Origin of the sequence: Pseudomonas sp. NLJ1 (assembly GCF_049486705.1) — a bacterium.
GTDB classification, from domain to species: domain Bacteria; phylum Pseudomonadota; class Gammaproteobacteria; order Pseudomonadales; family Pseudomonadaceae; genus Aquipseudomonas; species Aquipseudomonas inefficax.
The window spans coordinates 4,875,375-4,899,921 of the sequence record NZ_CP137735.1 but is presented as its reverse complement, the minus strand read 5'-3'; the positions used below and the strand labels follow the sequence as shown (position 1 = coordinate 4,899,921).

Here is a 24,547-nt window from a genome sequence, read left to right as displayed (position 1 = left end):
ATCTCCTGCCAGCAATCAGGGCTTGGTGATGAGTTGGACCGGGGTCTGGATGACGTTGTCGGCATCCACGTCGGGTTTCTCGCCCTTGACCATTTTCAGCGCCGCCTGGATGCCGTACACCGCCTGCTGGCTGGCCGCCTGGTCGAGGGTGGCGAGCACACGGCCATCGGCGAGCATCGGCTTGATGGCGTTGATGTTGTCGTAGCCCACCACTTGCACCTGCCCGGTCTTGCCGGCGGCACGCACGGCCGACACGGCGCCCAGGGCCATGCTGTCGTTACCGGCCAGCAGGGCTTTCAGGTCGGGGTATTCGTTGAGCATGGAGGCGGCGACGGCGTTGCCTTTGTCGATTTCCCAATTGCCGCTCTGCACCGAGACGATCTTGACCTGCGCGGCCTCCATGGCGTCCTTGAAACCGGCGGTACGCTGCTGGGCGTTGGTGGTGGTCGGCACGCCTTCGATGATGCCGACCTGGTCGCCGGCCTTGAGCTTTTTGTTGGCCAGGAAGTCGCCGACCAGGCGCGCGCCCTTGCGGTTGTCGGGGCCCACGAAGGGTACGCTGATGCCTTTGCTCTTGAGCAGCGCCGGGTCCAGACGGTTATCGATGTTGATCACCACCACGCCCTGGTCCATGGCCTTCTTCACCGCCGATACCAGCGCCTTGGAGTCGGCCGGGGCGATGACCAGGGCCTTGGCGCCTGCGTTGACCATTTGCTCGACGATGCGGATCTGCTCGCCGGTGTCGGTCTCGTTCTTGATGCCGTTGGCGATCAGCTCGAATTCATCGGCGTGGGCTTTCTGGTAGTCCTTGGCGCCGTCTTCCATGGTGCGGAAGAACTCGTTGGCCAGCGACTTCATGACCAGGGCGACCTTGGGCTTGTCTTCGGCGTGGGCGGTAGAAAACGGCAGGGCCAGGGAAAGCGAGGAAATGACCGCGAGGGCCAGCAGACGACCGGGGAACGGCAGTTTCATGGACGATGACTCCGAATCTTGTGTTTTTTGTCGGATCGCAAACGTTTGCGTTGCCTAACTATGGAAACAGGACCGGGGTTTGTCAAATCCGTTTGGCTGTCGGAGGTCAAGTCGAGCCCGGGGCAGTTTATCCGGATTTTTTCCGAAAAGCCGAACGTCTTTTCCTACGTTTGTTCGGAATCTCGAATGGCCCCCCTTCATGTGGGAGCGGCCTTGTGTCGCGAAAGGGCCGCAAGGCGGCCCCGGCAATGTGTGCTGTTGCGCCGGAACCCGGGGCCGCTGCGCGCCCCTTTCGCGACACAAGGCCGCTCCCACAAAGGCCGTGCGCGCAAGTGGTACGAAACCTGCCTTGCACCCTGTGCGACAAAACAACCATCTCATTAGGAAGAGAGAGAACAATAACGATGAATGCCGCACTGAAAACCTTCGCCCCCACCGCCCTCGCCCTGCTGCTGGCTCTGCCTACCACCGTCTCGGCCAAAGAAGCCGAAACCCAGCAGAAGCTGGCCAACGTGGTCATTCTCGCCACCGGCGGCACCATTGCCGGTGCTGGCGCCAGCGCCGCCAACAGCGCCACCTACCAGGCCGCCAAGGTGGGCGTCGACAAGCTGATCGCCGGCGTGCCGGAACTGGCCGACCTGGCCAACGTACGCGGCGAGCAGGTCATGCAGATCGCCTCTGAAAGCATCTCCAACGACGACCTGCTCAAGTTGGGCAAACGCGTTGCCGAACTGGCCGAAAGCAAGGATGTGGACGGTATCGTCATCACCCACGGCACCGACACCCTGGAAGAAACCGCCTACTTCCTCAACCTGGTGGAAAAGACCGACAAGCCGATCGTGGTGGTCGGTTCGATGCGCCCGGGCACCGCCATGTCCGCCGACGGCATGCTCAACCTGTACAACGCCGTGGCCGTGGCCAGCGACAAGCAGTCGCGCGGCAAGGGCGTGCTGGTGACCATGAATGACGAGATCCAGTCCGGCCGCGATGTGAGCAAGTCGGTCAACATCAAGACTGAAGCCTTCAAGAGCGCCTGGGGCCCGATGGGCATGGTGGTGGAAGGCAAGTCCTACTGGTTCCGCCTGCCGGCCAAGCGCCACACGGTAAACTCCGAGTTCGACATCAAGCAGATCAGCAGCCTGCCGCAGGTGGACATCGCTTATGGCTATGGCAACGTCACCGACACCGCCTACAAGGCGCTGGCGCAGAACGGCGCCAAGGCACTGATCCATGCCGGGACCGGCAACGGTTCGGTGTCGTCACGGGTGGTGCCGGCGCTGCAGGAACTGCGCAAGAACGGCGTGCAGATCATTCGCTCGTCGCATGTGAACCAGGGTGGTTTCGTGCTGCGCAACGCCGAACAGCCGGATGACAAGAACGACTGGGTCGTGGCCCATGACCTGAACCCGCAGAAGGCGCGGATCCTGGCGATGGTGGCGATGACCAGGACCCAGGACAGCAAGGAGCTGCAGCGGATCTTCTGGGAGTACTGATCACTACTGCCCCCTGAAATGCAAACAGCCCGCTGCCACCCTGTGGGAGCGGGTTCCCCCGCGAACACCGGCAAAGCCGGTGCCATACACCGCCTCGCATTTTTCGCGGGTAAACGCGCTCCCACAGGGAAAAGGCATGAGAATGCGGTTAACTACCTGAACCTCCAGCCAACACGACACATCTGCGTGCCAGGATCATCGTGGGGTCTACCAGAGCAACCGTCCTGCCACTGAGTTCATAAGCATCACAGTGGCTGAGCACCAGCGGCAGTTCCGTACAGCCCAGAATCAGCACCGTCGCCCCCACTTCCGTAAGATGCTCGGCCGCAATCAACAGCTGGTCTCGACACAGTCCTTCAGTGAAGCCAGCCTTGACGCCCCGCTCACCATAGATGGCCTCCATGACCAGCTTCTGGTAATCCGGCGCCGGCACAACAATCTCAAGCCCGGCGCGGCTGGCTGCCTGGTGATAGACCTGGCTGGCGACGGTGCCTGACGTCGCCAGCAGGCCGACCGTCCTGTCGCGGCCGTATGTTTGTCTTATCCAGTCGATCGTCTCGGTGAGCATGTTGACGATTGGCACGCGCAGGTGCTCCTGGATGCGTTCAACAAACGCGTGAGCGGTATTGCACGGGATTGCAATTGCATTGGCACCGGCGCTTTCCAGGCGTTTGCAGGTCGCATACAGGGCCATCGTCGGGTCGGTTTCATCATTCAGCAGACTGGCCGTGCGATCCGGAATTTGCGGGTTCTGCTCGACCACCATCTTGATGTGGTCCTGATCCCGGCCTGCTGGCGTACCGGCAACCACCTTGCCCATGAAGTCCACCGTAGCTGCGGGGCCGACCCCACCCACGATACCCAGCTTGAATGGCAGTTCACGGGGCGCACTTGAGCCTAGGGTCGCGAACGTGGCGTAGAGCTCGTTGATATCCAGTGCGGCAATGCCGCGGCGCTGCAGGTCGGCGCACACCAGCGAAAGCTCGGTCATGCCCGGCACGACCAAGCTGGCACCCTGTGCCTGCACTGACAGGCATGCCTGGTACACGGACTCCAGAGGCATGCCATCCAGGTGCCCATCCTTGATGCCGTTGACGCCATACATGGCCTCCATCAGCGCGACCTGCGCTTGTGCATCGGGGTACACCACATCGTACTGGTGGCCCAACGCTTGTTCGAAGAGCCCGGAATGACGCACATAATCCGAAGCAAGCACGCCGAGTGTACTGCCTGGCTCCGCGACCTGACGGATGTGTTGCACCAAGGCTTCCATCATGTCCAGCACCGGAGTCCCCAGCTCTTCCTGGATCTGCGTGCGGAACGTCTGGCTGGCGAAGCAAGGCAGCATGATTGCATCCACACCGCTAGCTTCAAATGACCTGCACACCTCGAAAACATAGAACTTTCGCGAGGTCATGCTCGCGCTTGCATCCAAAGGCAGCATTACATCCTTGAAGGGATGTTGCTCGAGCAGGAAATGAAAACGCCCCTGGTCCTCCAGCACCGCCCGCGACTTCAAAAGCTTGTAGAAAAGGTCGCCCCCCGCGAGCGAACCAAGCCCGCCGACAATTCCGATCGTGTGGGCAAAAGCTTGTGGAACTGCTGCCTTCTTCGACTTCATGAGCAAACTCCTCAGGCGGCCGATACCGGGCGGTCGAGGGTGGGCGCCTCGCTTGCCGCTTGCGGCTCGGTCTGTGGCTCTGATCTGGCGATCACAGCCGTGGCAATGCTGTTGCCCACGACATTGGTAGCGGTACGTGCCATGTCGAGGAACTGATCGATACCGATGATCAACAGCAGGCCAGCCTCAGGCAGGTTGAACATCGGCAAAGTCGCAGCGACCACCACCACCGAGGCCCGCGCCACGCCCGCCATGCCCTTGCTGGTAATCATCAGGGTCAAAAGGATCAACACCTGCTGGGTGAAGCTGAGGTCGATGTTGTATGCCTGGGCGATGAACATGATGGCGAACGCCTGGTACATCATCGAACCGTCGAGGTTGAATGAGTAGCCCAACGGCAGGACGAAGCTGGACACGCGTTTCGGCGCACCGAACTTCTCGAGCGCTTCCATCGTTTTCGGGTAGGCCGCCTCGCTGCTGGCCGTGGAGAACGCCAGCAGCACAGGCTCGCGAATCAGTTTGCCGAGCGTGAAAACAGACTTGCCCAGGCACAAGTAACCCGCACCGAACAGCACTGCCCACAGCAGCAGGATGCCCAGATAGAACTCGACAATGAGTTTGCCATAGTCGGTCAGCAGCCCCAGGCCTTGAGTAGTGATTGCAGAAGCGATCGCTGCAAAAACCCCGATCGGTGCAAACGCCATGACATAGTCAGTGATGCGAAACATCACTTTCGCAAGTTCATTGATGCAGTCCACAATCTTTGTATGGCCGGCTCGGTTGACACCTGCCAAGGCGAAGCCAAAGAACAAAGAGAAGACCACAATTTGAAGTATTTCATTATTGGCCATGGCCTCGGCAATACTGCGAGGGAATACATGACTGATAAATACCTTGAGGCTGAAGTCGCCTGTATTCACCGGGGTTGTAACGGCATCAGCGTGATGCGCGACCTGCAAGTTGATGCCAGCGCCTGGCTCGAACAGGTTGACCAGCGCCATGCCGATCGCCAGTGAAATGGCCGAAGCGCAGACGAACCAGGCCATGGCACGAAAGCCGATGCGGCCGACCGAGCGCGAATTGCCCATGCTTGCGATCCCGCCGACAAGCGTGGCGAACACCAACGGCGCGATGATCATCTTAATCAAACGCAGAAAGATATCCGTCACCATTGAGAAGTAGCCAGCTATCTGCCTGGCGTCCTGTTCGCTGCCTGCGAAATGATGACATGCCCAGCCGACGACTACGCCCAAGGCGATACCTATCGCAATCCGGCGCGGAAGTTTATTGTTTTTCACGATGTATTCCTCAAGTTATTTTCTATTTTTTCTACTTGGCAGGATCTGGATAAAGACAGGAACAGCAACTCGCCGAGCGAGTGCTGGGGACAAGTTTATCGCCGCGAAAAAACAAGTTGATGAGTAATAGGGCTGACCCTATGCGTTTTTGGAATAGTTTACAGGCATCGCTGTCGAGGCTTATGCGAACACGCTTACACTGAGCGCCTGGCGAAGGAGATCAGCGATGCAAATCAAGTGGCTGGACGACCTCATGGCAATCGCCGAGTGGAAGAATTTTTCTCGCGCCGCCGAGGTGCGTTGCGTTACACAGTCCGCGCTTTCCAGGAGAATCCGCTCGCTCGAAGAGTGGGTGGGTGTCGAACTGGTTGATCGTGCAACCTACCCGGTACAGCTTACGCCCGCCGGCCAGACCTTCTGCGCTGAAGCCCGCCAGGCGCTCGCTGCCTTGATGGCGCTGCGCGCCGACCTGAGGGACGTGAAACGGATGCCAGGGCGCTCGATCCAGATCACGGCAGCCCACAGCCTGTCCATGACGTTCCTGCCGAAATGGCTCAGCCAGTTCCAGCAGCAAAACGAGCGCTTCAATGCCCGGGTAGTGGCGGCCAACATCAATGACGCCGTCATCGCCCTTGAAGAAGGCAGCTGCGACCTGATGATTGTCTACCATCATCCGCTCACCCCCATCTCCCTGGACCCTGAGCGCTTCGGTAGCCTGGCGCTCGGCCACGATGCATTCATCCCCGTGTGTGCGCCCGACGCGCAGGGCAAGCCGATGTTCCGGCTTTGCGCAGGCAACAAGCCTATTCCGCACCTGGCGTACACGGCTACGACATTTCTGGGGAAAGTGGCAGACGTCGTCATTCGCAACGCACCTGAAGTCGCCCCTCTGGAACGGTGCTATGAGGCCGATATGGCGATGCTGCTGGTTCGCATGGCTGTCGAGGGCTATGGGGTAGCCTGGCTGCCCCACAGTGCAGTAAATGACGAACTGGAAAGAGGGTTGCTCGTGCAGGCCGGAGGCGCCGAATGGAGCACTCGGCTGGAGATCCGCTCGTACTGCTCGCTGTTGAATCAGAACCCTACGATGAGAAGCCTGTGGAATACCCTGGACAACACTGCGCATGGATCAGCCCAGGCTTGAGCACAGTTTCCGCCTGACAAGCTGTTGCGAAATTACTTACAGTGAAATACTGTATGTGCATACAGCAAAAACAAGGAAACACTTGTGTCCAGCACCGCCTCCGCCACCCCGAGCAGCTACGAACAACTGGGTATGCGCATCCAGAAGATCATCAACAGCCCCACGGCACAGCGCAGCCGTGCGGCGTTGATCTTTCGCCTGGAACAGGAAACCCCGGAAGACTGGGAAACCCTGCTTGGGGAAATCGCCGAAAACGACAACGTCACCCTCGCCCACCGCGACGATGGCGGTGTGCAGATTTTCTGGACAGTACCGAAGGAAGACTGACCGCGCATCAACCTCAAGCCAGTGCCTGCAGGTAGGCACTGGCTTCGCGGTAACGCGCCAGCCGCGCCAGGTCGGTGGGGCCTGGGCAGGGGATGCGCGAAAGGTCGCTGTTGTCGGCCAGGTCGGCCAGCTTGACGGTGCGCGCCAGCGGGTCACCGCCCAGGCGCACCACGAAGTCCTGGTAGGCCTCGCCCTCACGGCGGCTCAGCGCCAGCAAGGCGGCAAGGATTTTCAGCGCGAAACCCTCCCGCGCCAGGTCGGACAGGGTCAGCGGGGTGTCTTCGATCACATCGTGAAGCACCGCGACAATCCGTTGTTCGGTTGTGCCAACCCGCATCATCACGCGTAGCGGGTGGAGGATATATGCAGCCCCACCCTTGTCGTATTGCCCTTCATGCGCCCTGGCGGCCACGGCAATGGCCCGCTCCAGTGTAGACATGAGGCCCTCCCCGTTCAGCTTCCTCCTGCCAAGCATAGCCAAAACTGTGCGGACAATGTGTGGGAGCGGCCTTGCGTCGCGAATGGGCTGCGTAGCGGCCCCGGCCATCTGTGCCAGGTTCAGATATCGGGGCCGCTACGCAGCCCTTTCGCGACGCAAGGCCGCTCCCACAAGGATTGCGCAAGCATCTGAATCTTGAGCAAACACCGTTATCTCCCTGCAGGAAGCTGGGTTAGCGCGCAGCACCGTGCTGGATGACCACCGAATCGGTACCCAGCTTGGCCATTACCTCGGCCTTGCGTGCTTCGGCTTCCTCACGGCTGGGGAACGGCCCCATCAGCACCACCGGTTTGCCGTCGCGGTACTCTACCGAGGACGGGATGCCCTTTTCGATCAGGCGTGCGGTCATGTCACTGAGCGCCCCCATGTTGGCGCCCTGGATCACTTCCACATCCCAGCCTTGCGGGGCTGGCTGGCCAGCCAGGGCTTCGGCACGGCGCTGCAGCTCGGCGCCACCGCACATCTCGCGGATGCGCAGGTTGTTGCCGTTGTCGTCGACGATGATTTCGTACTGGCCATCGCGCTTGATCGCCACGTAGCTGCGGTAGGCTTCGTACTGCCCGGCATCATCCTTGCCACGGACCTGGCCGCAGATGGTGCCCTGGGTGTCGATCCGCACGTTGCCGAACTTGGCGGTCTTGGGGTTGTGCAGGTGTTCGGCCACCTGTTTGTGCACGCCTTCGACCTCGTTCTCACAGCCCGCCAGGGCGAGCACTGCCATTACCACAGCCAGTTTGCGCACGCGTGTACCTCCAGATTCGAAGGCGCGGATTCTACCACGCCCGCCCTGGGCGAGGACCGCGAACATACGTTACACCGTGCGACCAGTGGCCCTGCACCTCAGGCAGTCATGGCATGCCACGCCTCGTCATGACGGCAGCAGATCCAAGGTCCGTTCGAGTTCATCGAGGTCGATACGGAAGCCGATGCCATTGGGTATCCCGACGACAAAGCCGAAATGCTGTTGATCGCGATCAGTCAGGTACTTGTAGAAGCAGACAAAGCGATCAGGTGGCTGCAGTGTCAGCACCGAAGCGCCGGGCGATAGCACATTGATACCGTGGATCAGCTGGCTGCCCTCGACGCCCGCCACTACCCTCGCCCCGGCACAAGTTTGCACGATGGTTGCCAGGTCGCACTTCAAAGGATTAAGGATGCGAAAGCCGCGATGTTTATGCAGATGCTCGGCAATTTCCAGTTCGTTGTGCAGCAGGCGCGGATCTCCGTCACAGCCCCGCAGGATGAAAACCCCCGGGTGGGGCTGGTAATTCACCCGCGACAACAACTTCTGGCCCATGGCGCGGAATCGCTCGGACTGGTTTGTGTTGTGGCTGAAGTCATCGAACAGCACCAACTCTCGAAAAAAGGCAGTGCGCAGCCGCAGCGGATGCATGCAAAGCCATTCTTCGTACTGCGGAGCCTGGGAAAAAAGCGGGAACCTGCCCGAAGGCGCCGTGGTCACCGGCACCCCTTCGTTACGGGCCAAAGCATAGGTGACGCAATCCTCGGCCAGCCATGTTCCAAACCAACGGTTGCCGTAACGTGAACAATAAGCGGCCCCACGCTCGACCTCTTGCTCCACGACAACCCGTGGCAACCCGTTGGGTCGGTCAGACAGCCAGAAGCTGGCATTGTTCTTGTACAGAGCACCATCGATCAGAATGACATCCTTGATCAGATAGCCCCTGGTAGGAGCCTGTTCGACGCTGCCCAACCCCTCCATGGTTCGCCGCGGATGCTCGAAGGGAAAGAAACGTTTTGCTTCCCAGCCGGTCACTCGCTCCAACTGATTCGGCAGGAAGAAAGCGGGAGGCGCCGGGGTGACCTCGGCCGGCGCGATATCCCAGGTCTTGACTGCAAGGCTCTTGAGGTTCTCCGACGGCTTTCGTACCAACCGCTTTCTTGCCAGGTACGTGTATGCGGCCAAGCTCCAGCTTTTACGGTCCGATCCCTTCGTCTCTACATTCGAAATATCGTTCATCATGCAGCACTCTCATTGAAGGCAATCTTTCACGCTCAGTTGGACGCTACTCTTTCCAGAATGGGGGGAGACTGGAAGTGGGCATACCGATCTCGCAAGTTCTCCAGCAATAGTTCACCAGGCGCTTTCGCACAGTAAATGTATATCTTGAACAAACCACCGAAGACCATTTCACGATAGCGGTCGACAACTTCCTGGTCACTTGGCCCATCCGGCAGCCCCAGATGCAGTGTGAGCTTGCTGTCCTCGACGGCGAATAACGGGAACTCCCAGAGGAACTTGGCGATGCCGGTCTTGGGTAGCCGGACGAACATATAGGCCTGGTTGCCCAAGGTATCCACATCACCGCCGCGCCGGCGCTTCCATTTCAAAAGCCCATCGTCCGGACGTGCCAGGCATTGGCCGATATCGTAATAATCGAAACCCTGCTCGATGGCCCACTCCAGGGCCATGAAAGTAGTGATGGAGTTGACCTCGCGCAGTCGTTTGGGGTCGCTGAAGACAGCCTCCGGGTAGCCAAAGCGAAGCGTGCTCCAATAGCGCTTGCCGGCCCGGGTTATTACACAACCGAAATGACAGGCGACAACCTCGTCGCCTTTCATTATCAGGTCGAGTCGGCCAACGGTCTGGGCGATGCGCACCACTTCCTGCGAGTCGAATTGTTTGGCATACAGGCCATGCCGCGCCTGAGCATAAGGCTGCAACATTTCCCGGTCGGCCTTGCCAATCGCCTCGTCCGTCAGCACCTGCTGCATACGGTACAGCGGCCGGCACTTGCGAATACTGCGGCGTAGTTCACCGTCGTAGCGGGCGATGATCTCCTCCAGCGGACGCCCCAGGGGGATGATGGCACTCAGGTAATGGGGCACGTACAGGGCCCCTGCACTGGGCATCTCGCTGATTAACAACCTATGGGACGCGGCGCCAGATTGTTGCGGGCCATCGCCAGGCTGGGTGTCGACCTCGGGCTTACCGCCGATGAGCAGCCTGGCCATTTCCCTGCGGCTCTTTCGCCCGACATACAAGACCTCGTAGTCGTTACTTTTCTGTAGCCGGAACCTGGCGATTTCCCAGCGCCACAAACACGCGCGCCCCATTATATCCTGGGTCCAAATCAAGAGCTTTCTTATTTCGAAGCGCATCGACGGCGTTATGAGCTTTCGTATGTGCTCTCTCATTTTAGTTTACCCGGATAACAGGTTATATGCTGTCAAATAAACACCCAATCACCTTTGGCACTTAAACGCCATAGGCTGCCAGATACAAAAATATTAAAGATCCGCGAAAAAGATCTGTCAAACACGCTTAATCATTGAATATTCAATGGTTAGCCAGTGAAAACAGTATGTTTTATGGCGCCATTTTTTCTTGTGGAACATCTTCACGGCCCAATCAGGTGAACAGGCTGGTAATCATTTCACCGAAAAGGACGCCGATCAGCAGGGCGGGCAGCACTACAAGCTCGCGCTTCAGGTCCAGCAGGCCCAGCTTGCGGTTGACCGGAAAAATCAGGAAAAGCGTGAAGAAGGTATGCAGCGCCACACCCCAGATGGCATAGGTCACGCCACCGATGGCCATGAGGACCGGCAGCAGGATAAACAGCGAAACGACCCGGATGATGTTGTCCATCGCCACGTATTTGGTCAGCCCCAGGGCCAACCAGAGCTGGTGTGCCAGCGTGAAGCGCAAGGTGAAAAGCGAGAGCGAGAGAATGGCCATGGTATTGCCGGCGCCGGCATAACGGTCGTCGTAAAGCCAACTGATCATCAGTGGGCTGGCAGTCAGCAAAAAACCGCAAGCAAACAGCGAGGTCAGGTCGAACAGCGCCCTGGAGCGGTAGTAAAGGCTGCGCACCCGCTCTTTGTCGCCACTTCTCGTCGCCTCACTGAAGGCCGGCAGGGCAACTGCCCCCGCCAGCCGCAGCAGGACCGACTGAATGGCCCCGAGGATGGCGACAGCGATGGAATAGACCCCTAGTTCCGCGACCGACATACTACCGCCGAACCAGATCCGGTCACCCTGCATTGCCAGGACCCCTACGGAGGACGACAACAATATCCAGCGTCCGTAATCGAACACCTCGCGCAGCGCAGCCGGTTCCAATCGCAGGCGGTTGCGCGGCCCCTGGAAGATCAGGTGACTGAGTACGGTGAAAACCAGTGTGCTCAGCAGGCCTGCGGCCACCAATGACCAGATGGAGCGGGTGAGATAGCCTGCCACGAGCATGGCTATCAAACCGACAAACTGCGCAATCAGCTCGGCGATCACCACCTTCTTCTGCTGGAAGACACGGATGGCCACATCGACCTTGGGCGACTGGAAGCCATAGATGATTGCGGCGACCCCAGACAAAGCCAGTACCATCGGTAGCTCTGGAGCGGCGTAGGTGGAATGGGCCGGCCACAGCTCGATGTGTTGCGTGAATTGTGCCCCCAGGGCCAACAGCAACGTGAGAAGGAACAGCACAAACCCACGGATGACTTGCACAGTCCACACGGTATCGAGAAACAGCGGTTCGTCGCCGCGCGAACTCTGAATGACGTTCGGCCGCAGCCCGACATCGGAAAGCATTTGCAGCAGCACGGATACAGTGGTCGCAATGGCCATCACGCCGAACATTTCCGGCACGAGCAAGCGGGTAATAACCAGATTGCCGCCCAGGCGCATGACCTGGGAAGCAAAGACAGCGACAAGGTTCAACGCACTGGCCCACATGGCCCGTTTGCGCAGGCTCAACGGAAGCGACACATCTATCGAAGGCATAGCCGCATCTCTGAACCCATCGCTAGAGACTCACTATAGTCACAATTCGCCATGGGACTATCCGAGCAGGCTGTAGCGCGTGAAATCGCCCTCCGCCGGGCACAACAAAAACAAAAGGGCGACCCCTTGGGGTCGCCCTTTTGATGCCCGGAAACCGGGACTTTTATTTGGTAGGCACAATTGGACTCGAACCAACGACCCCCACCATGTCAAGGTGGTGCTCTAACCAACTGAGCTATGTGCCTGTCGTGTGGGGCGCATATTAGTGATCGAAAGCGTAGCTGTAAAGCGTTTTTTTCAGAAAAATCAAAAACTTTCGAAACCGAACGCATCGCGCTTGTTGTAGGAGCAGCCTCGTGCTGCGAAAGGACCGGCATGGGCGACTCAATACCGGCGGCAGGACTGGCGTCTGCGCAGCACAAGGCTGCCCCTACAATTCAACGACTACCTACAAAATCGGGCAATGAAAAAAGGGATGACCCTTGCGGATCACCCCTTCTTCGATTTGGTAGGCACAATTGGACTCGAACCAACGACCCCCACCATGTCAAGGTGGTGCTCTAACCAACTGAGCTATGTGCCTGTCGTGTGGTGCGCATTCTACTCATTCCAAAAACCGTGTCAACACTTTTTTTCGCGCTAACCTACTGAATCTTAAACTCTTTATAGAAAGGCGCGCTGGCAGGACCGAGTAAAGGATTTTCACCGGACGACTAGCGGGTGTTTATTATTATTGATAGCATCGGTACATTCGTTAAAAATATAAAACACGAGGTTCCTGCAGCATGGCTAACACCCCCTACCCCCAGTCCTACTACGCCGCCTCGGCCAACCCGGTGCCGCCACGTCCGGCGCTGCAGGGTGAGGTGGAAACCGATGTGTGCATCATCGGCGCCGGTTACACCGGCCTGTCCAGCGCCCTGTTCCTGCTGGAGAACGGCTTCAAGGTGAGCATCGTCGAAGCGGCCAAGGTCGGCTTCGGCGCATCGGGCCGCAACGGTGGCCAGATCGTCAACAGCTACAGCCGCGATATCGACGTCATCGAACGCACCGTCGGCCCCAAGCAGGCCCAGCTGCTGGGCCATATGGCCTTCGAAGGTGGGCGCATCATTCGTGAGCGCGTGGCCAAGTACAACATCCAGTGCGACCTGAAGGACGGTGGCGTGTTCGCTGCCCTCACCAGCAAGCAGATGGGCCACCTGGAGTCGCAAAAGCGCCTGTGGGAACGCTTCGGCCACAACCAGCTGGAGCTGATGGACCAGAAGCGCATCCGCGAAGTGGTCGCCTGCGACAACTATGTGGGCGGCATGCTGGACATGAGCGGCGGCCACATCCACCCGCTGAACCTGGCCCTGGGCGAAGCCGCCGCGGTCGAGTCGCTGGGCGGCATCATCTATGAGCAAACCCCGGCCGTACGCATCGAGCGTGGCGCCAACCCGGTGGTGCATACCCCGCAGGGCAAGGTCCGCGCCAAGTTCATCATCGTTGCCGGCAACGCTTACCTGGGCAATCTGGTGCCGGAGCTGGCCAGCAAGTCCATGCCATGCGGCACCCAGGTGATCACCACCGAGCCGCTGGGCGACGAACTGGCGCGCACCTTGCTGCCGCAGGACTACTGCGTCGAAGACTGCAACTACCTGCTCGACTACTACCGCCTGACCAGCGACAAGCGCCTGATCTTCGGTGGCGGCGTGGTGTACGGCGCGCGTGATCCGGCCAACATCGAGGCGATCATCCGTCCGAAGATGCTCAAGGCTTTCCCGCAGCTGAAGAACGTGAAGATCGACTACGCCTGGACCGGCAACTTCCTGCTGACCTTGTCGCGTCTGCCACAGGTTGGCCGTATCGGCGACAACATCTACTACTCCCAGGGCTGCTCGGGTCACGGCGTGACCTACACCCACCTGGCGGGCAAGGTGCTGGCCGAGGCCATGCGTGGCCAGGCCGAGCGTTTCGACGCCTTCGCCGGCCTGCCGCACTACCCGTTCCCGGGTGGCCAGATGCTGCGCGTGCCGTTCAGCGCCCTTGGCGCCTGGTACTACAGCCTGCGTGATCGCCTGGGCTTCTGATGTAAGCAGGCTTGGCCTCTTCGCGGGTGAACCCGCTCCCACAGGTACAGCACAGGATTTGAATATTGTGCAGTACCTGTGGGAGCGGGCATGCCCGCGAAAGGGCTTGAACAGGCAGAAGCTACTTGTTCAGGCTACTCACAGCCTGCCTGGCCGCAATCTCCTGCCCCGCCCGGGCCAGTTCATCCGCAGCCTGCAACCAGCGCTGGCGGTCCACCTGGGCCGGCAGTTGCCGCGGTGGCTGCACCAGCACCGCCCAACTCCCAAGCTTCGCCCACGCCGAGGCAAAGTCATCGAACGCCATCAGCTGCCGCCGGTGCATGCCCGAGCGCAACAGCACCCGCTGCTTGTAGCGGTCGTAGCCGATCAGCACGGCATAGCGTGGCTCGCTCCACCAGGCCGAACCATCCTCGTAACGCAGCAGTACTGGGTTGCCCGCCGCCACCTGGGTCAACAGCGCGTCCAGTTGCTTGTCCAGCGGATACACCACCATGCCGTAGTCGCGCGCTACCCGGGGGATGCCCGTGTCCAGCACCTCGGCGCCCTGGGGCAGGTTCAGCGGCTTGTCCAGCAGCCCCGGCGTGATCGGAGCCCCCTGTTGCGACAGCACCGCCGCCAATGCCATGGCCCCGCTGTGGTTGGCGTTGCCACGGTAGAACGGTACGCTGCTGATCTCGACCCGCTGTGGCAGGCCTTTGAGGTTGGCGGAGGGGGCGCCGGCACAACCGGCCAGGCTGGCCGCTACCAGGCAGGCAGCCAGCAGCCGACGAGGGATGGTCTTGAAGGAAAGTTGCTGCATGGACACTCGCTTGCTTCAACGCCAGGCAGGCAGCGCCCGGCTCTGGCCAACGATCATAGGTCGGACAGCGGCGCGGGTATAGTCCGACACCGGCTAGTGCCAAATCGGACCAAGCGATAGACCTTTGGTCAATGGAACGTCACAGGCGAAGGGCTAGACTAAAGCAGTGTCTGGAGGGCCAGCGTCGGCGACCGAGCGCGGCCCATAGAGATGGAGGCACAAATGAGCCTGACCATGGCAATCCTCATGCTGGTGGGCATGTGGCTGAGCGTTGCAGCCGCCATGCTGTGGGGCGTACTGCGTATCGTGCGGCGTCATTCCCACCACCTGCCACCGCAGGCCCCCGCCAAGCCACAGCCTGTGCGCCGGGCGCGGCGGCATGCCGGGGTGCACTGATTTCAGAAGTTTCGAGGCCCATTCGCGGGTGAACCCGCTCCCACAAGATCCTCCACTGCTTTCAGAAGCGGCGAGTTATCTGTGGGAGCGGGTTCACCCGCGAACGGGGCGCAAGCGCCCCGCTTTTTTACATCAACCCTCTGCCGCCTCACGCTTCAAGCGCGCCCGACGGGCGAGGATGTTGAGGATCTCGATCGCCGTCGAGAAGGCCATGGCTGCGTACACATAACCCTTCGGTACATGGGCGCCAAAACCTTCGGCGATCAGCGTCATGCCGATCATGATCAGGAAGCCCAGGGCCAGCATCACCACGGTCGGGTTGTCGTTGATGAAGTTGGCCAACGGGTCGGCGGCCACCATCATGACGATCACGGCAGTGATAACGGCGATGATCATGATCGGCAGGTGCTCGGTCATGCCCACGGCGGTGATGATGCTGTCAACCGAGAACACGATGTCCAGCAACAGGATCTGGAAGATCGCCGCAGCAAAGCCCAGGGTAACCGTCGACGATACCTTGGCTTCTTCCTTGGCACCGTGCGGGTCGACGTTCTCGTGGATTTCCTTGGTCGCCTTCCACAGCAGGAACAGGCCACCGGCAATCAGGATCACGTCCTTCCAGGAGAAGGCATTGCCGAACACCTCGAACACCGGGTCGGTCAGCTGGACGATCCAGGCCACCGTGCTGAGCAAGGCCAGGCGCATGACCAAGGCCATGCTGATACCGATACGGCGCGCCTTGGAGCGATACTCCAGCGGCAGCTTGTTGGTCAGGATGGAGATGAAGATCAGGTTGTCGATGCCCAGTACGACTTCCATGGCCACCAGCGTAGCCAAGGCAACCCAGGCGGTAGGGCTAGCGACGAGTTCCAGCAAATATTCCATTGTTCAAATCCTGCAGCAGCGGTTGGGGGTCAGATTTCCTGGGTGTCTTCTTTCTTGTCGGCGTCCTTGGGCTTGTGCCCTTCGTTGCCGATGGCCTCGCTCAACGCCTGCTGTGCAGCCTTGTTGGTGTCGTCGATGGCCTGCTTGGCCGACTGTGCGGCCTGGTCGAGCATCTGCTGGGCGGATTTCTCGGCCTGCTCGCAACCGGCCAGGGTGAACAGGGCCAAGGCCAGCACCAGCGGCGTGCCGATGGATTTGAGTTGCAGCATGGGTTCCTCGCTTTCATATTCCGGCGGCGCGCACGGCGCCTGATGGAGCCGCATTCTAAAGAGCGTAATACATCAGGAAAATTCGTTTTTTCAGCGGTTATACTTCGGGTTTTACGAATCCGGAAACATACCGATGCTCAACTATCGGCAGTTGCACTACTTCTGGGCCGTGGCCAAGACCGGCAGCATCGCCCGCGCCAGCGAACAGTTGAACCTCACCCCGCAAACCATCAGCGGGCAGATCAGCCTGTTCGAACAGACCTACGGCCTGGAGTTGTTCCAGCGCGTGGGGCGCCAGCTGGAGCTGACCGAAACAGGGCGCCAGACGCTGATCTATGCCGAGCAGATGTTCCAGCTGGGTAGCGAGCTGGAGGCCATGCTGCGGGCCGGTCCGCAGGAACAGATCCTGTTCCGCGTGGGTGTGGCGGACGTGGTGCCCAAGTCCATCGTCTACCGCCTGCTGGCACCGACCATGGAGCTGGACGAGGTGCTGCGCATCAACTGCCGCGAAGACAAGCTCGAACGGCTGCTGGCCGACCTGGCGATCCAGCGCCTGGACCTGGTGATTTCCGACAGCCCCATGCCCAGCCACCTGGACATCAAAGGTTATAGCCAGAAACTGGGGGAATGCGGGTTGAGCTTCTTCGCCACCCTGGCGCTGGCACAACGCCTGGAAGGCCCCTTCCCCGCCTGCCTGCAGGATGCGCCATTGCTTATCCCCGGGCAGGAAACCGTGGTACGCAGCCGCCTGCTGCGCTGGCTGGGTGAACAGCAGGTGCAGCCACGGATCGTGGGCGAGTTCGATGACAGTGCCTTGATGCAGGCATTCGGGCAGTCGGGCAGCGGCATCTTCGTAGCGCCCAGCGTGATCGCCGAGGAAGTGTGCCGCCAGTACGGCGTGGAGCTGATCGGGCAGACCGACGCGGTGCACGAGTCGTTCTATGCCATTTCGGTAGAACGCAAGGTCAAGCACCCGGGGATCGTGGCGATTACCGAGGGGGCGCGACGGGAGTTGTTTCATTGGTAGAGGGCAGATTTGACGCCCCCGCATTTCAATGGTCATATGCCTGCCAGTTTCAGGTGCCCTGCGCCGCCGCGCGCAGGGTGAAACGGGAAGCCGGTGCGTCGTGTTACCCCACGACAAGTCCGGCGCTGCCCCCGCAACGGTAAGCGAGCGAACCCTTCGAGATACCACTGTGCACCTGCATGGGAAGGTGAAGGTTTCATGCCCCTCGCAAGCCCGGAGACCGGCCTGGAGCTTCACTTGGCAACCCGCGGTGGGCGGGCGCAGGCCGGTATCGGTGCGCGCGCCTGCGTGCACGGTGTGCCTTTGCGTGTTTTCCACCGGGATCCATTCATTCCTGCAGTAGTGGAACGACATGTCCCGTATCTTCAAGCTTCACCCCCTGGCGGCCTGCCTGGCCGTTTCCCTGCCGGCCCTGGCCGATGACCTCGACCGACAACCATTGGCCCTGCCCTCAACGGCCATCACCGACACCTTCGACAGCCACGCCATCGACCTGGCCACCCCGACCCAGGCTGGCTCGCGCCTGGGCCTGAGCGCCCTGGAGACACCGGCCAGCACCAGTAGCATCAGCGCCGAGGAGATCCAGCAGCGCAACAACCTCACCGTGCAGGACGCGGTGACCCGCTCACCGGGCATCAGCTACATCGGCTCCCCGGGCGACGGCGGCACGGGCCTGTCCGCCCGCGGCTTTACCGGGCACAACTCGGTGATGACCTTGTTCGACGGCGCACGCCTGTACACTGGTGCCGGCACCCAGACGTTCCCGATCGACCCGTGGATGGTCGAGCGCATCGATGTGATTCGCGGCCCGGCCTCGGTGCTGTATGGCGAAGGGGCCACCGGTGCGGTGGTCAACGTGGTCCCGAAAAAGCCGTTTGCCGGCGAGGTGCGCAACCACCTGCGCCTGGGCTACGGTTCGTGGGACCGCCAGCAGCTCGGCCTGGACAGCGGCGGCAGCCTTGGCGAGCGCCTGAGCTACCGCCTGGCCCTGAACCAGCAAGCCGGTAACGGCTGGGTCGACCGCACGCCGTCGCGCAGCCTGGCGTTGAGCGCCGCACTGCGCTTCGATGCCAGCGACGACCTCAGCTTCACCCTCGCCCACGACCGTGGCGATGCGCAGCCTGCCAACTATTACGGCACCCCGCTGATCGACGGCCGCTACCGCAGCAGCCTGCGCGACAAGAACTACAACGTGCAGAACGACGTGCAGCATTACGTCGATGAATGGACCCGCCTGAACACCGACTGGACGTTGAACGACCACCTCAGCGCCAGCAACCAGCTGTACTACATCAAGAGCCGCCGTCACTGGCGCAATGCCGAGGACTACAGCTGGGATGCAGGGCGCCAGCAACTGCTGCGTGGCAGCTACCTGCAGATCAAGCACAACCAGGAACAGTTCGGCGATCGCCAGGCCTTCACCCTCGACCACACACTGTTCGGTCTGGCCAGCAAGACCGTGGTCGGCGCCGAGTACAACAAGGTCCGCTTCAACGTCGACAGCAACGCGCCCTACAACGATGTGGGCGGCGACTACGTCGACCCGTGGCAACCGCAACCAGGTTGGTTCCACAGCGCCTCGCCACTGCGCCCGCAAACCCTGTCCAGCACCCACACCTTTGCCCTGTTCGCCGAAAACCGTCTGCAGTTGAGCGATCGCCTGTCACTGGTCACCGGTGTACGCCGCGACCAGAACCACATCGTCCAGGAGAGGCTGACCACCGACAGCCACAGCGACCGTAGCCTGCGAGGGGGCAACTGGCGCGCAGGGCTGGTGTTTGCGGTCAGCGAAGACCTGTCGCTGTATGGCCAGTACTCCACCAGCGAGGACGGGGTCGACAACCTCATCAGCCTCAGTGCCAACCAGATGCACTACGACCTGACCGAGGCCAGGCAGACCGAGGTGGGCCTCAAGCAGCGCTTCTGGGAGGGGCGTGGCGAATGGACATTGGCGGCCTACCACATCGTCAAGAAGAAGCTGCTGGTGGATGACCCGCTCACCCACGAGAAGCAACAGGCTGGCCAGCAGACCTCCGACGGCCTGGAGGCAACCCTGGAACTGGCGCTGGCGCACCAGTGGCAGGTATCGGCAAACGCGGCGATCGTGCGCGCCAGGTATGACGACTTCGAGGAAATGGTCGGCGGCGTGGCTCAGGACCGTGCGGGCAATCGCCCGCCAAATGTGCCGCGGCGTACCGCCAACCTGTGGCTGAGCAAAGGCTTCGGCCAGTGGCTGGAGGCCGGCATAGGCGCGCGTTATGTGGATGAGCGCTATGCCAACACCGCCAACACCCAGAGCGCCCCCGGCTACACCGTGGTCGATGCCAACATCGGCTGGCAGGTGTTGCCGGACGTGCGGCTGGGGTTGCAGTTGAACAACCTGTTCGACCGTGAGTATGTGCAGTCGGCGTTCAGTGGGCAGCAGTGGCTGATGGGGATGCCACGGTCGTACTTTGCGACGGTGGATTACAGCTTCTGATCTGAACTGCCTGCACCGGCCTCTTCGCGGGTGAACCCGCTCCCACAGGGATATCACAGAATTCGAATACGGTGACGTACCTGTGGGAGCGGGTTTACCCGCGAAGAGGCCGGCACAGGCAGCACAAAAACATCTACCTCTCCGGGATAATTTAGTTATAAGATAACGTTTCAGTTGACATCGATTCCTAACAGCGACCTCCCATGACAAGCGCCAGCGCCACCCCCACCCTGCTCACCCAGCGCCTGCAGAGCATCGATGCCCTGCGCGGCCTGGTGATCCTGTTCATGCTCCTGGACCACGTCCGTGAAACCTTCTTTCTGCACCGCCAGGTCAGCGACCCTATGGCCATCGACGCCACCGAGCCGTCGCTGTTCTTCAGCCGCACCCTGGCCCACCTGTGCGCGCCGGTGTTCGTCATGCTGACCGGCCTGTCGGCCTGGCTGTACGGCGAGAAACACCAGGGCCGCAGCGATGTCGCGGCGTTCCTGTTCAAGCGCGGGCTGTTCCTGGTGGCGCTGGAATTCACCCTGGTCAACTTCGCGTGGACCTTCCAGCTGCCACCCAGCGTCATCTACCTGCAAGTGATCTGGGCCATCGGCGTGAGCATGATCGCCCTGTCGCTGCTGGTGTGGCTGCCACGTGCCGCCCTGATCGCCCTGGGCGCAATCATCATCGCCGGCCACAACCTGCTCGATGGCCTGCACTTTGGCGCCGAATCCGCCCTGCATGTGCCGTGGGCAATCCTGCATGACCGGGGCTGGCTGGAGTTCTCCGAAAGCCTGCGCCTGCGCACCTCCTACCCGGTACTGCCGTGGATCGGCGTCATCGCCCTAGGCTACGGCCTGGGCCCCTGGTTCGCCCGTGGCAGCGAGGCCGGCCAACGCCAGCATCGCCTGCTGCTGGCCGGGCTGATCGCGCTGCTGGGCTTTGTCGTGCTGCGCCTGGTCAACGGCTACGGCGAGGCGCCGTGGAGCACTTACCCGAGCGTCACGCAAACCCTGATGAGCTTCTTGAACATCACCAAGTACCCGCCGTCGCTGCTGTTCCTGGCGCTGACCCTGGGCTGTGGCCTGATGTTGCTGCGCGCCTTCGAACGTGCCGGCCAGGCCCGCTGGATCAGTGCCCTGGCGGTGTTCGGTGCGGCACCGATGTTCTTCTACCTGCTGCACCTGTATGTGCTGAAGCTGCTGTATCTGGCCAGCCTGGCGCTGTTCGGCCGCAACCATGGTGACTACTTCGGCTTCGACGGCATTGCCGCGGTGTGGCTGGCGGCAGTGCTGCTCGCGGTTTCGCTGTACCTGCCGGTGCGCTGGTTCGCCCGCCTGAAGGCGCGGCGGCGCGACATCACCTGGCTGAAGTACTTCTGAAAAGCGTTTTCACCCGGCGGCACGATGGTCTACCATGCCGGCCGCCGGTTTCCACCACGGAAACAATAGGGAATCCCAGGCCCGCCAATTCGGGCCAAACGGAACTGCCCCCGCAACTGTAGGTGCCGAGCCTGCTCCATCGATGCCACTGGGCCACGAACCCGGGAAGGCCGGAGCCAGGCGATGACGCACCAGTCAGGAGACCTGCCGGCCTACATTCACCAACCGGCGGGGTGTCCGGGATTGGCCATCAGTGTTGCCCCTTCGGCCAGCGGGGGCTCGGCGATGCCTGTCCGTGCGTTCCTCACCCGAACTGTCCGATAGGAGATCGCCCAGCATGCTGCCCCGTTTTGCCACCCTGCTCGCCGGCCTGGGCCTCACCGGCCTGGCCCAGGCTGCTGCCACCCATTACCCGCTGACGCTGGACAACTGCGGCAAGCCGCAAACCTTCGCCCAGGCGCCGCAACGCACGGTCACCATTGGCCAGGCCAGTACCGAGCTGCTCTACGCGCTGGGGCTGGGCGACAAACTGGCTGCCACCTCGCTGTGGTTCAACAACGTGCTGCCCGAGTACCAGGTGCAGAACGCCAAGGTGCCGCGCCTGGCCGACAACGAGCCCAGCTTCGAGGCGGTAGTGGGCAAGCGCCCGCAACTGGTGACAGTGCAGTTCGAATGGATGGTCGGTGCCCAGGGCGTGGTCGGCACCCGCGAGCAGTTCGATGAACTGGGCATCCCCACCTACCTGCTGCCGTCAGACTGCGAAGGCAAGGACAACCTGGTGGGCGCCGATGGCACCCGCCTGCAGGCGTTCCAGGTCGACACCATCTACAAGAGCGTCAGCCAGCTGGCGGCAATCTTCGACGTGCAGGACCGTGGCTCGGCCCTGAATGCCGAGCTCCAAGGCCGCCTGGACAGTGCCAGGGCGCAACTGGCCGGCAAGGACCTGTCCGCCACCTCGGCGCTGTTCTGGTTCTCCAGCGCCGACCTGCACATCGACCCCTACGTGGCGGGCCGCCAGGGGGTCGCCGACTTCATGCTGCGTACCCTCGGCGTGCGCAACGTGGTCGAGTCCAGCGAAGAGTGGCCGACCGTAGGCTGGGAAACCCTGGCCAAGGCCAACCCCTCGTGGCTGATCATTGCCCGCATGGACCGCCGCCGCTACCCCGCCGATGACTACCAGAAGAAGCTGGCATTCCTGCGTAGCGACCCGGTAACGCGCAACATGGACGCGGTGAAGCACGATCGCATCGTCATCCTCGACGCCGACGCCATGCAGGCCGGCATTCGCTTGTTCAGCGGCGTGCAGACGCTGGCCGCCGCCTTCGCCAGCGGCAAAGCAGCCCAATGATGATGCGCCTGCTACCCTGCATCGCCGTTGCCCTGGCCGCCCTGTTGGCAGCCCTGCTGGCCGGCACTGCCATCGGTGAAACCAACCTGGCGCCCGGCGTGGTCGGCCAGGTGCTGGCCAACCACCTGTGGCAGGCCGGCTATCCGGTCGACCTGATCGACGCCGGCATCGTCTGGAACTACCGCCTGCCCCGCACCCTGGTCGCTGCGGCCTGCGGCGCAGGCCTTGCCACCTGCGGCGTGATCCTGCAGGCACTGTTGCGCAATCCGTTGGCCGAGCCTTACCTGCTGGGGTTGTCTGCAGGCGCCTCGACCGGTGCGGTGCTGGTCGGCCTGCTGGGCTTCGGCAGCCTGGCGCTGAGCATGTCCGGCGGCGCCTTCATCGGCGCCCTGGCAGCGTTCGCTCTGGTACTGGTGCTGTCCAGGGCAGCCGGCCCCAGCAACAACAACGCCCAGGTGATCCTTGCCGGGATCGCCGGCTCGCAACTGTTCAACGCCCTTACCGCCTTCCTCATCACCATGTCGGCTACTGCCGAGCAGGCGCGCGGCATCCTGTTCTGGCTGCTGGGCAACCTCAGTGGCGTACGTTGGCCTTCGGTGTGGCTGGCCGTGCCAGTTGTACTGTTCGGGCTGTTGGTGTGCCTGTGGCATCGCCGTGCCCTGGATGCCTTCACCTTCGGTGCCGACTCGGCGGCGTCGCTGGGCATCCCGGTGCGGCGTACCCAGTTGCTGCTGATCAGCTGCGCGGCACTGGTGACCGCCGTGATGGTGTCCGTCGTCGGCGCCATCGGTTTTGTCGGGCTGGTGATCCCCCATGCCCTGCGCCTGCTGCTCGGCCCCGGGCACAGCCGCCTGCTGCCCGCCAGCGCACTGGGCGGGGCCCTGTTCCTGATTGCCGCCGACATCCTGTCGCGCACCTTGATCCCTGGCCAGGTGATCCCCGTTGGCGTGGTCACCGCGCTGCTTGGCGCACCGGTCTTCGCGCTGATCCTGGTCAGCCGCCGGGGGCACCCATGACGGTCATGACGGCGGTACGGATGGCCCCCTTGAGTTGCCACGACCTGGGGCTGCAACTGGCCGGCAACACCGTGCTCAGCGCTATCGAGCTGAGCGTTGTCGCCGGTGAAACCCTGGGCATCGTCGGCCCCAACGGCTCGGGCAAATCCTCGCTGCTGAAAGTGCTGGCCGGGCTGCGCAAGCCAGGCAGCGGCAGCGTGCAGTTGCAGGGCGAACCGCTGGCACGGTTGCCCCGCCGCCGTGTCGCCCAGGCCCTGGCGCTGGTCGAACAGCAGGCCGACACCCTCGATGCGATCAGCGTGTTCGACGCCGTTGCCCTGGGCCGCACACCCTGGCTGTCGGCGCTGGCGCCATTCTCCCGGGAAGACCACGCAATCGTCGAGCAGGCCCTGGCCGACCTCGATGCCCTGCACCTGCGCGCACGCCTGTGGGGGTCGCTGTCCGGTGGCGAGCGCCAGCGCGTGCACATCGCCCGTGCCCTGGCACAGCGGCCGCAGGTGCTGCTGCTGGACGAGCCGACCAACCACCTGGATATCCAGCACCAGCTGAGCCTGTTGCAACAGGTGCAGGCCCTGCCGGTGACCAGCCTGGTGGCCCTGCACGACCTCAACCAGGCGCTCACCTGCGACCGCGTGGCGGTGCTCGACAAGGGCCGCCTGGTCGCCTTGGGCAAACCGCTCGAGGTGCTCACCCCCGAGCGCCTGCTGAACACCTTCGGCGTGCACGCCCACTACCTCATCGACCCCTTCGACGGCGCGCGCATCCTGCGTTTTCGCGCCCCCTGAACAGGA

The 24,547-nt window shown here is 61.8% G+C and carries 22 protein-coding genes, 2 tRNA genes and 2 riboswitches; of the genes, 11 read left to right on the top strand and 13 right to left on the bottom strand.

The annotated features are described in order from the left end of the window. Positions 1-15: 15 nt before the first annotated feature. Positions 16-972 (bottom strand): sugar ABC transporter substrate-binding protein, encoded by a 957-nt coding sequence (locus tag R9B85_RS22145; RefSeq protein WP_112252424.1) that lies wholly within the window; start codon positions 970-972, stop codon positions 16-18. A 404-nt stretch (positions 973-1,376) separates the two neighbouring features. On the opposite strand from R9B85_RS22145, the gene R9B85_RS22140 reads away from it, so the two are divergent. After that, positions 1,377-2,465: an asparaginase gene (locus R9B85_RS22140; protein ID WP_112252423.1), complete on the top strand. Its 1,089-nt coding sequence runs from the start codon at positions 1,377-1,379 to the stop codon at positions 2,463-2,465. Between the two features lie 148 nt (positions 2,466-2,613). Here R9B85_RS22140 and R9B85_RS22135 read toward each other — a convergent pair whose 3' ends face one another. After that, positions 2,614-4,086 carry an amino acid racemase gene (locus R9B85_RS22135; RefSeq protein WP_423770564.1) on the bottom strand — a complete coding sequence of 491 codons (1,473 nt, stop codon included), beginning with the start codon at positions 4,084-4,086 and terminating at the stop codon, positions 2,614-2,616. An 11-nt stretch (positions 4,087-4,097) separates the two neighbouring features. After that, positions 4,098-5,384: a dicarboxylate/amino acid:cation symporter gene (locus R9B85_RS22130; RefSeq protein WP_207878382.1), complete on the bottom strand. Its 1,287-nt coding sequence runs from the start codon at positions 5,382-5,384 to the stop codon at positions 4,098-4,100. A gap of 226 nt (positions 5,385-5,610) precedes the next feature. On the opposite strand from R9B85_RS22130, the gene R9B85_RS22125 reads away from it, so the two are divergent. Further along, a complete protein-coding gene (locus R9B85_RS22125) occupies positions 5,611-6,528 on the top strand; it encodes a LysR substrate-binding domain-containing protein (protein ID WP_112252419.1) in 918 nt (305 codons plus the stop codon). An 84-nt stretch (positions 6,529-6,612) separates the two neighbouring features. After that, entirely contained in the window at positions 6,613-6,855 is a 243-nt protein-coding gene (locus R9B85_RS22120; protein ID WP_112252418.1) for a DUF1654 domain-containing protein, read from the top strand. Positions 6,856-6,868: 13 nt separating this feature from the next. Here the strand turns inward: R9B85_RS22120 and R9B85_RS22115 are convergent, their stop codons facing one another. From R9B85_RS22115 to R9B85_RS22085, 7 genes are all read right to left on the bottom strand, one after another. Continuing rightward, positions 6,869-7,294 carry a GTP pyrophosphokinase gene (locus tag R9B85_RS22115; protein WP_112252417.1) on the bottom strand — a complete coding sequence of 142 codons (426 nt, stop codon included), beginning with the start codon at positions 7,292-7,294 and terminating at the stop codon, positions 6,869-6,871. 232 nt (positions 7,295-7,526) lie between these two features. Next, positions 7,527-8,096 carry an SPOR domain-containing protein gene (locus tag R9B85_RS22110; protein WP_112252416.1) on the bottom strand — a complete coding sequence of 190 codons (570 nt, stop codon included), beginning with the start codon at positions 8,094-8,096 and terminating at the stop codon, positions 7,527-7,529. 126 nt (positions 8,097-8,222) lie between these two features. Then, entirely contained in the window at positions 8,223-9,338 is a 1,116-nt protein-coding gene (locus R9B85_RS22105; RefSeq protein ID WP_112252415.1) for a glycosyltransferase family 61 protein, read from the bottom strand. 32 nt (positions 9,339-9,370) lie between these two features. Next, positions 9,371-10,513: a hypothetical protein gene (locus R9B85_RS22100; protein WP_252378869.1), complete on the bottom strand. Its 1,143-nt coding sequence runs from the start codon at positions 10,511-10,513 to the stop codon at positions 9,371-9,373. A 214-nt stretch (positions 10,514-10,727) separates the two neighbouring features. Next, positions 10,728-12,098: an oligosaccharide flippase family protein gene (locus tag R9B85_RS22095; RefSeq protein WP_112252413.1), complete on the bottom strand. Its 1,371-nt coding sequence runs from the start codon at positions 12,096-12,098 to the stop codon at positions 10,728-10,730. Positions 12,099-12,266: 168 nt separating this feature from the next. Then, positions 12,267-12,343, bottom strand: a tRNA-Val gene (locus R9B85_RS22090). A 261-nt stretch (positions 12,344-12,604) separates the two neighbouring features. Beyond that, positions 12,605-12,681 (bottom strand) — tRNA-Val (locus R9B85_RS22085). A gap of 202 nt (positions 12,682-12,883) precedes the next feature. On the opposite strand from R9B85_RS22085, the gene R9B85_RS22080 reads away from it, so the two are divergent. Next, a complete protein-coding gene (locus R9B85_RS22080; RefSeq protein ID WP_112252412.1) occupies positions 12,884-14,167 on the top strand; it encodes an NAD(P)/FAD-dependent oxidoreductase in 1,284 nt (427 codons plus the stop codon). A 121-nt stretch (positions 14,168-14,288) separates the two neighbouring features. On the opposite strand, the gene R9B85_RS22075 is transcribed toward R9B85_RS22080, so the two are convergent. Beyond that, positions 14,289-14,966 (bottom strand): peptidase C39 family protein, encoded by a 678-nt coding sequence (locus R9B85_RS22075; protein ID WP_112252411.1) that lies wholly within the window; start codon positions 14,964-14,966, stop codon positions 14,289-14,291. 222 nt (positions 14,967-15,188) lie between these two features. Here R9B85_RS22075 and R9B85_RS22070 point away from each other — a divergent pair, with 222 nt between their 5' ends. Then, positions 15,189-15,362, top strand: coding sequence for a hypothetical protein (locus R9B85_RS22070; RefSeq protein ID WP_181457341.1), 174 nt, complete (start codon positions 15,189-15,191; stop codon positions 15,360-15,362). Between the two features lie 132 nt (positions 15,363-15,494). Here the strand turns inward: R9B85_RS22070 and R9B85_RS22065 are convergent, their stop codons facing one another. Together R9B85_RS22065 and R9B85_RS22060 are read right to left on the bottom strand one after the other, a co-directional pair. Continuing rightward, positions 15,495-16,247, bottom strand: a complete 753-nt coding sequence (locus R9B85_RS22065) for a TerC family protein (RefSeq protein WP_112252410.1) — start codon at positions 16,245-16,247, stop codon at positions 15,495-15,497. A gap of 29 nt (positions 16,248-16,276) precedes the next feature. After that, positions 16,277-16,516: a hypothetical protein gene (locus tag R9B85_RS22060; protein ID WP_112252409.1), complete on the bottom strand. Its 240-nt coding sequence runs from the start codon at positions 16,514-16,516 to the stop codon at positions 16,277-16,279. Positions 16,517-16,649: 133 nt separating this feature from the next. Between R9B85_RS22060 and nhaR the strand changes: the two genes are divergently transcribed. From nhaR to R9B85_RS22030, 6 genes are all read left to right on the top strand, one after another. Further along, the gene (gene nhaR, locus R9B85_RS22055) at positions 16,650-17,543 is read left to right on the top strand and encodes a transcriptional activator NhaR (RefSeq protein ID WP_252378868.1); all 894 of its coding nucleotides are present in this window, start codon (positions 16,650-16,652) and stop codon (positions 17,541-17,543) included. A 34-nt stretch (positions 17,544-17,577) separates the two neighbouring features. Continuing rightward, positions 17,578-17,786: riboswitch (cobalamin riboswitch) on the top strand. 109 nt (positions 17,787-17,895) lie between these two features. Continuing rightward, positions 17,896-20,022 carry a TonB-dependent receptor gene (locus R9B85_RS22050; RefSeq protein WP_423770563.1) on the top strand — a complete coding sequence of 709 codons (2,127 nt, stop codon included), beginning with the start codon at positions 17,896-17,898 and terminating at the stop codon, positions 20,020-20,022. 203 nt (positions 20,023-20,225) lie between these two features. Continuing rightward, positions 20,226-21,392 carry a DUF1624 domain-containing protein gene (locus R9B85_RS22045; protein ID WP_423770562.1) on the top strand — a complete coding sequence of 389 codons (1,167 nt, stop codon included), beginning with the start codon at positions 20,226-20,228 and terminating at the stop codon, positions 21,390-21,392. A 28-nt stretch (positions 21,393-21,420) separates the two neighbouring features. Continuing rightward, a riboswitch (cobalamin riboswitch) is annotated at positions 21,421-21,618 on the top strand. Positions 21,619-21,729: 111 nt separating this feature from the next. Continuing rightward, positions 21,730-22,740, top strand: a complete 1,011-nt coding sequence (locus tag R9B85_RS22040; RefSeq protein ID WP_215521195.1) for an ABC transporter substrate-binding protein — start codon at positions 21,730-21,732, stop codon at positions 22,738-22,740. Next, on the top strand, positions 22,740-23,756 hold the full coding sequence (locus R9B85_RS22035) for a FecCD family ABC transporter permease (RefSeq protein ID WP_423770561.1): 1,017 nt from the start codon (positions 22,740-22,742) through the stop codon (positions 23,754-23,756). Before R9B85_RS22040 ends, R9B85_RS22035 begins: the two co-directional genes overlap by 1 nt. Then, entirely contained in the window at positions 23,753-24,541 is a 789-nt protein-coding gene (locus tag R9B85_RS22030; protein WP_112252403.1) for an ABC transporter ATP-binding protein, read from the top strand. Before R9B85_RS22035 ends, R9B85_RS22030 begins: the two co-directional genes overlap by 4 nt. Positions 24,542-24,547: the final 6 nt, after the last annotated feature.

Coding starts and splice junctions, on each gene's coding strand:
- R9B85_RS22115 (WP_112252417.1), bottom strand. CDS start 7,294: ATGTCTACACTGGAGCGGGCCATTGCCGTGGCCGCCAGGGCGCATGAA.
- R9B85_RS22075 (WP_112252411.1), bottom strand. CDS start 14,966: ATGCAGCAACTTTCCTTCAAGACCATCCCTCGTCGGCTGCTGGCTGCC.
- R9B85_RS22080 (WP_112252412.1), top strand. CDS start 12,884: ATGGCTAACACCCCCTACCCCCAGTCCTACTACGCCGCCTCGGCCAAC.
- R9B85_RS22030 (WP_112252403.1), top strand. CDS start 23,753: ATGACGGTCATGACGGCGGTACGGATGGCCCCCTTGAGTTGCCACGAC.
- R9B85_RS22035 (WP_423770561.1), top strand. CDS start 22,740: ATGATGCGCCTGCTACCCTGCATCGCCGTTGCCCTGGCCGCCCTGTTG.
- R9B85_RS22070 (WP_181457341.1), top strand. CDS start 15,189: ATGAGCCTGACCATGGCAATCCTCATGCTGGTGGGCATGTGGCTGAGC.
- R9B85_RS22045 (WP_423770562.1), top strand. CDS start 20,226: ATGACAAGCGCCAGCGCCACCCCCACCCTGCTCACCCAGCGCCTGCAG.
- R9B85_RS22040 (WP_215521195.1), top strand. CDS start 21,730: ATGCTGCCCCGTTTTGCCACCCTGCTCGCCGGCCTGGGCCTCACCGGC.
- nhaR (WP_252378868.1), top strand. CDS start 16,650: ATGCTCAACTATCGGCAGTTGCACTACTTCTGGGCCGTGGCCAAGACC.
- R9B85_RS22060 (WP_112252409.1), bottom strand. CDS start 16,516: ATGCTGCAACTCAAATCCATCGGCACGCCGCTGGTGCTGGCCTTGGCC.
- R9B85_RS22105 (WP_112252415.1), bottom strand. CDS start 9,338: ATGATGAACGATATTTCGAATGTAGAGACGAAGGGATCGGACCGTAAA.
- R9B85_RS22145 (WP_112252424.1), bottom strand. CDS start 972: ATGAAACTGCCGTTCCCCGGTCGTCTGCTGGCCCTCGCGGTCATTTCC.
- R9B85_RS22065 (WP_112252410.1), bottom strand. CDS start 16,247: ATGGAATATTTGCTGGAACTCGTCGCTAGCCCTACCGCCTGGGTTGCC.
- R9B85_RS22125 (WP_112252419.1), top strand. CDS start 5,611: ATGCAAATCAAGTGGCTGGACGACCTCATGGCAATCGCCGAGTGGAAG.
- R9B85_RS22050 (WP_423770563.1), top strand. CDS start 17,896: ATGTCCCGTATCTTCAAGCTTCACCCCCTGGCGGCCTGCCTGGCCGTT.
- R9B85_RS22095 (WP_112252413.1), bottom strand. CDS start 12,098: ATGCCTTCGATAGATGTGTCGCTTCCGTTGAGCCTGCGCAAACGGGCC.
- R9B85_RS22100 (WP_252378869.1), bottom strand. CDS start 10,513: ATGAGAGAGCACATACGAAAGCTCATAACGCCGTCGATGCGCTTCGAA.
- R9B85_RS22140 (WP_112252423.1), top strand. CDS start 1,377: ATGAATGCCGCACTGAAAACCTTCGCCCCCACCGCCCTCGCCCTGCTG.
- R9B85_RS22135 (WP_423770564.1), bottom strand. CDS start 4,086: ATGAAGTCGAAGAAGGCAGCAGTTCCACAAGCTTTTGCCCACACGATC.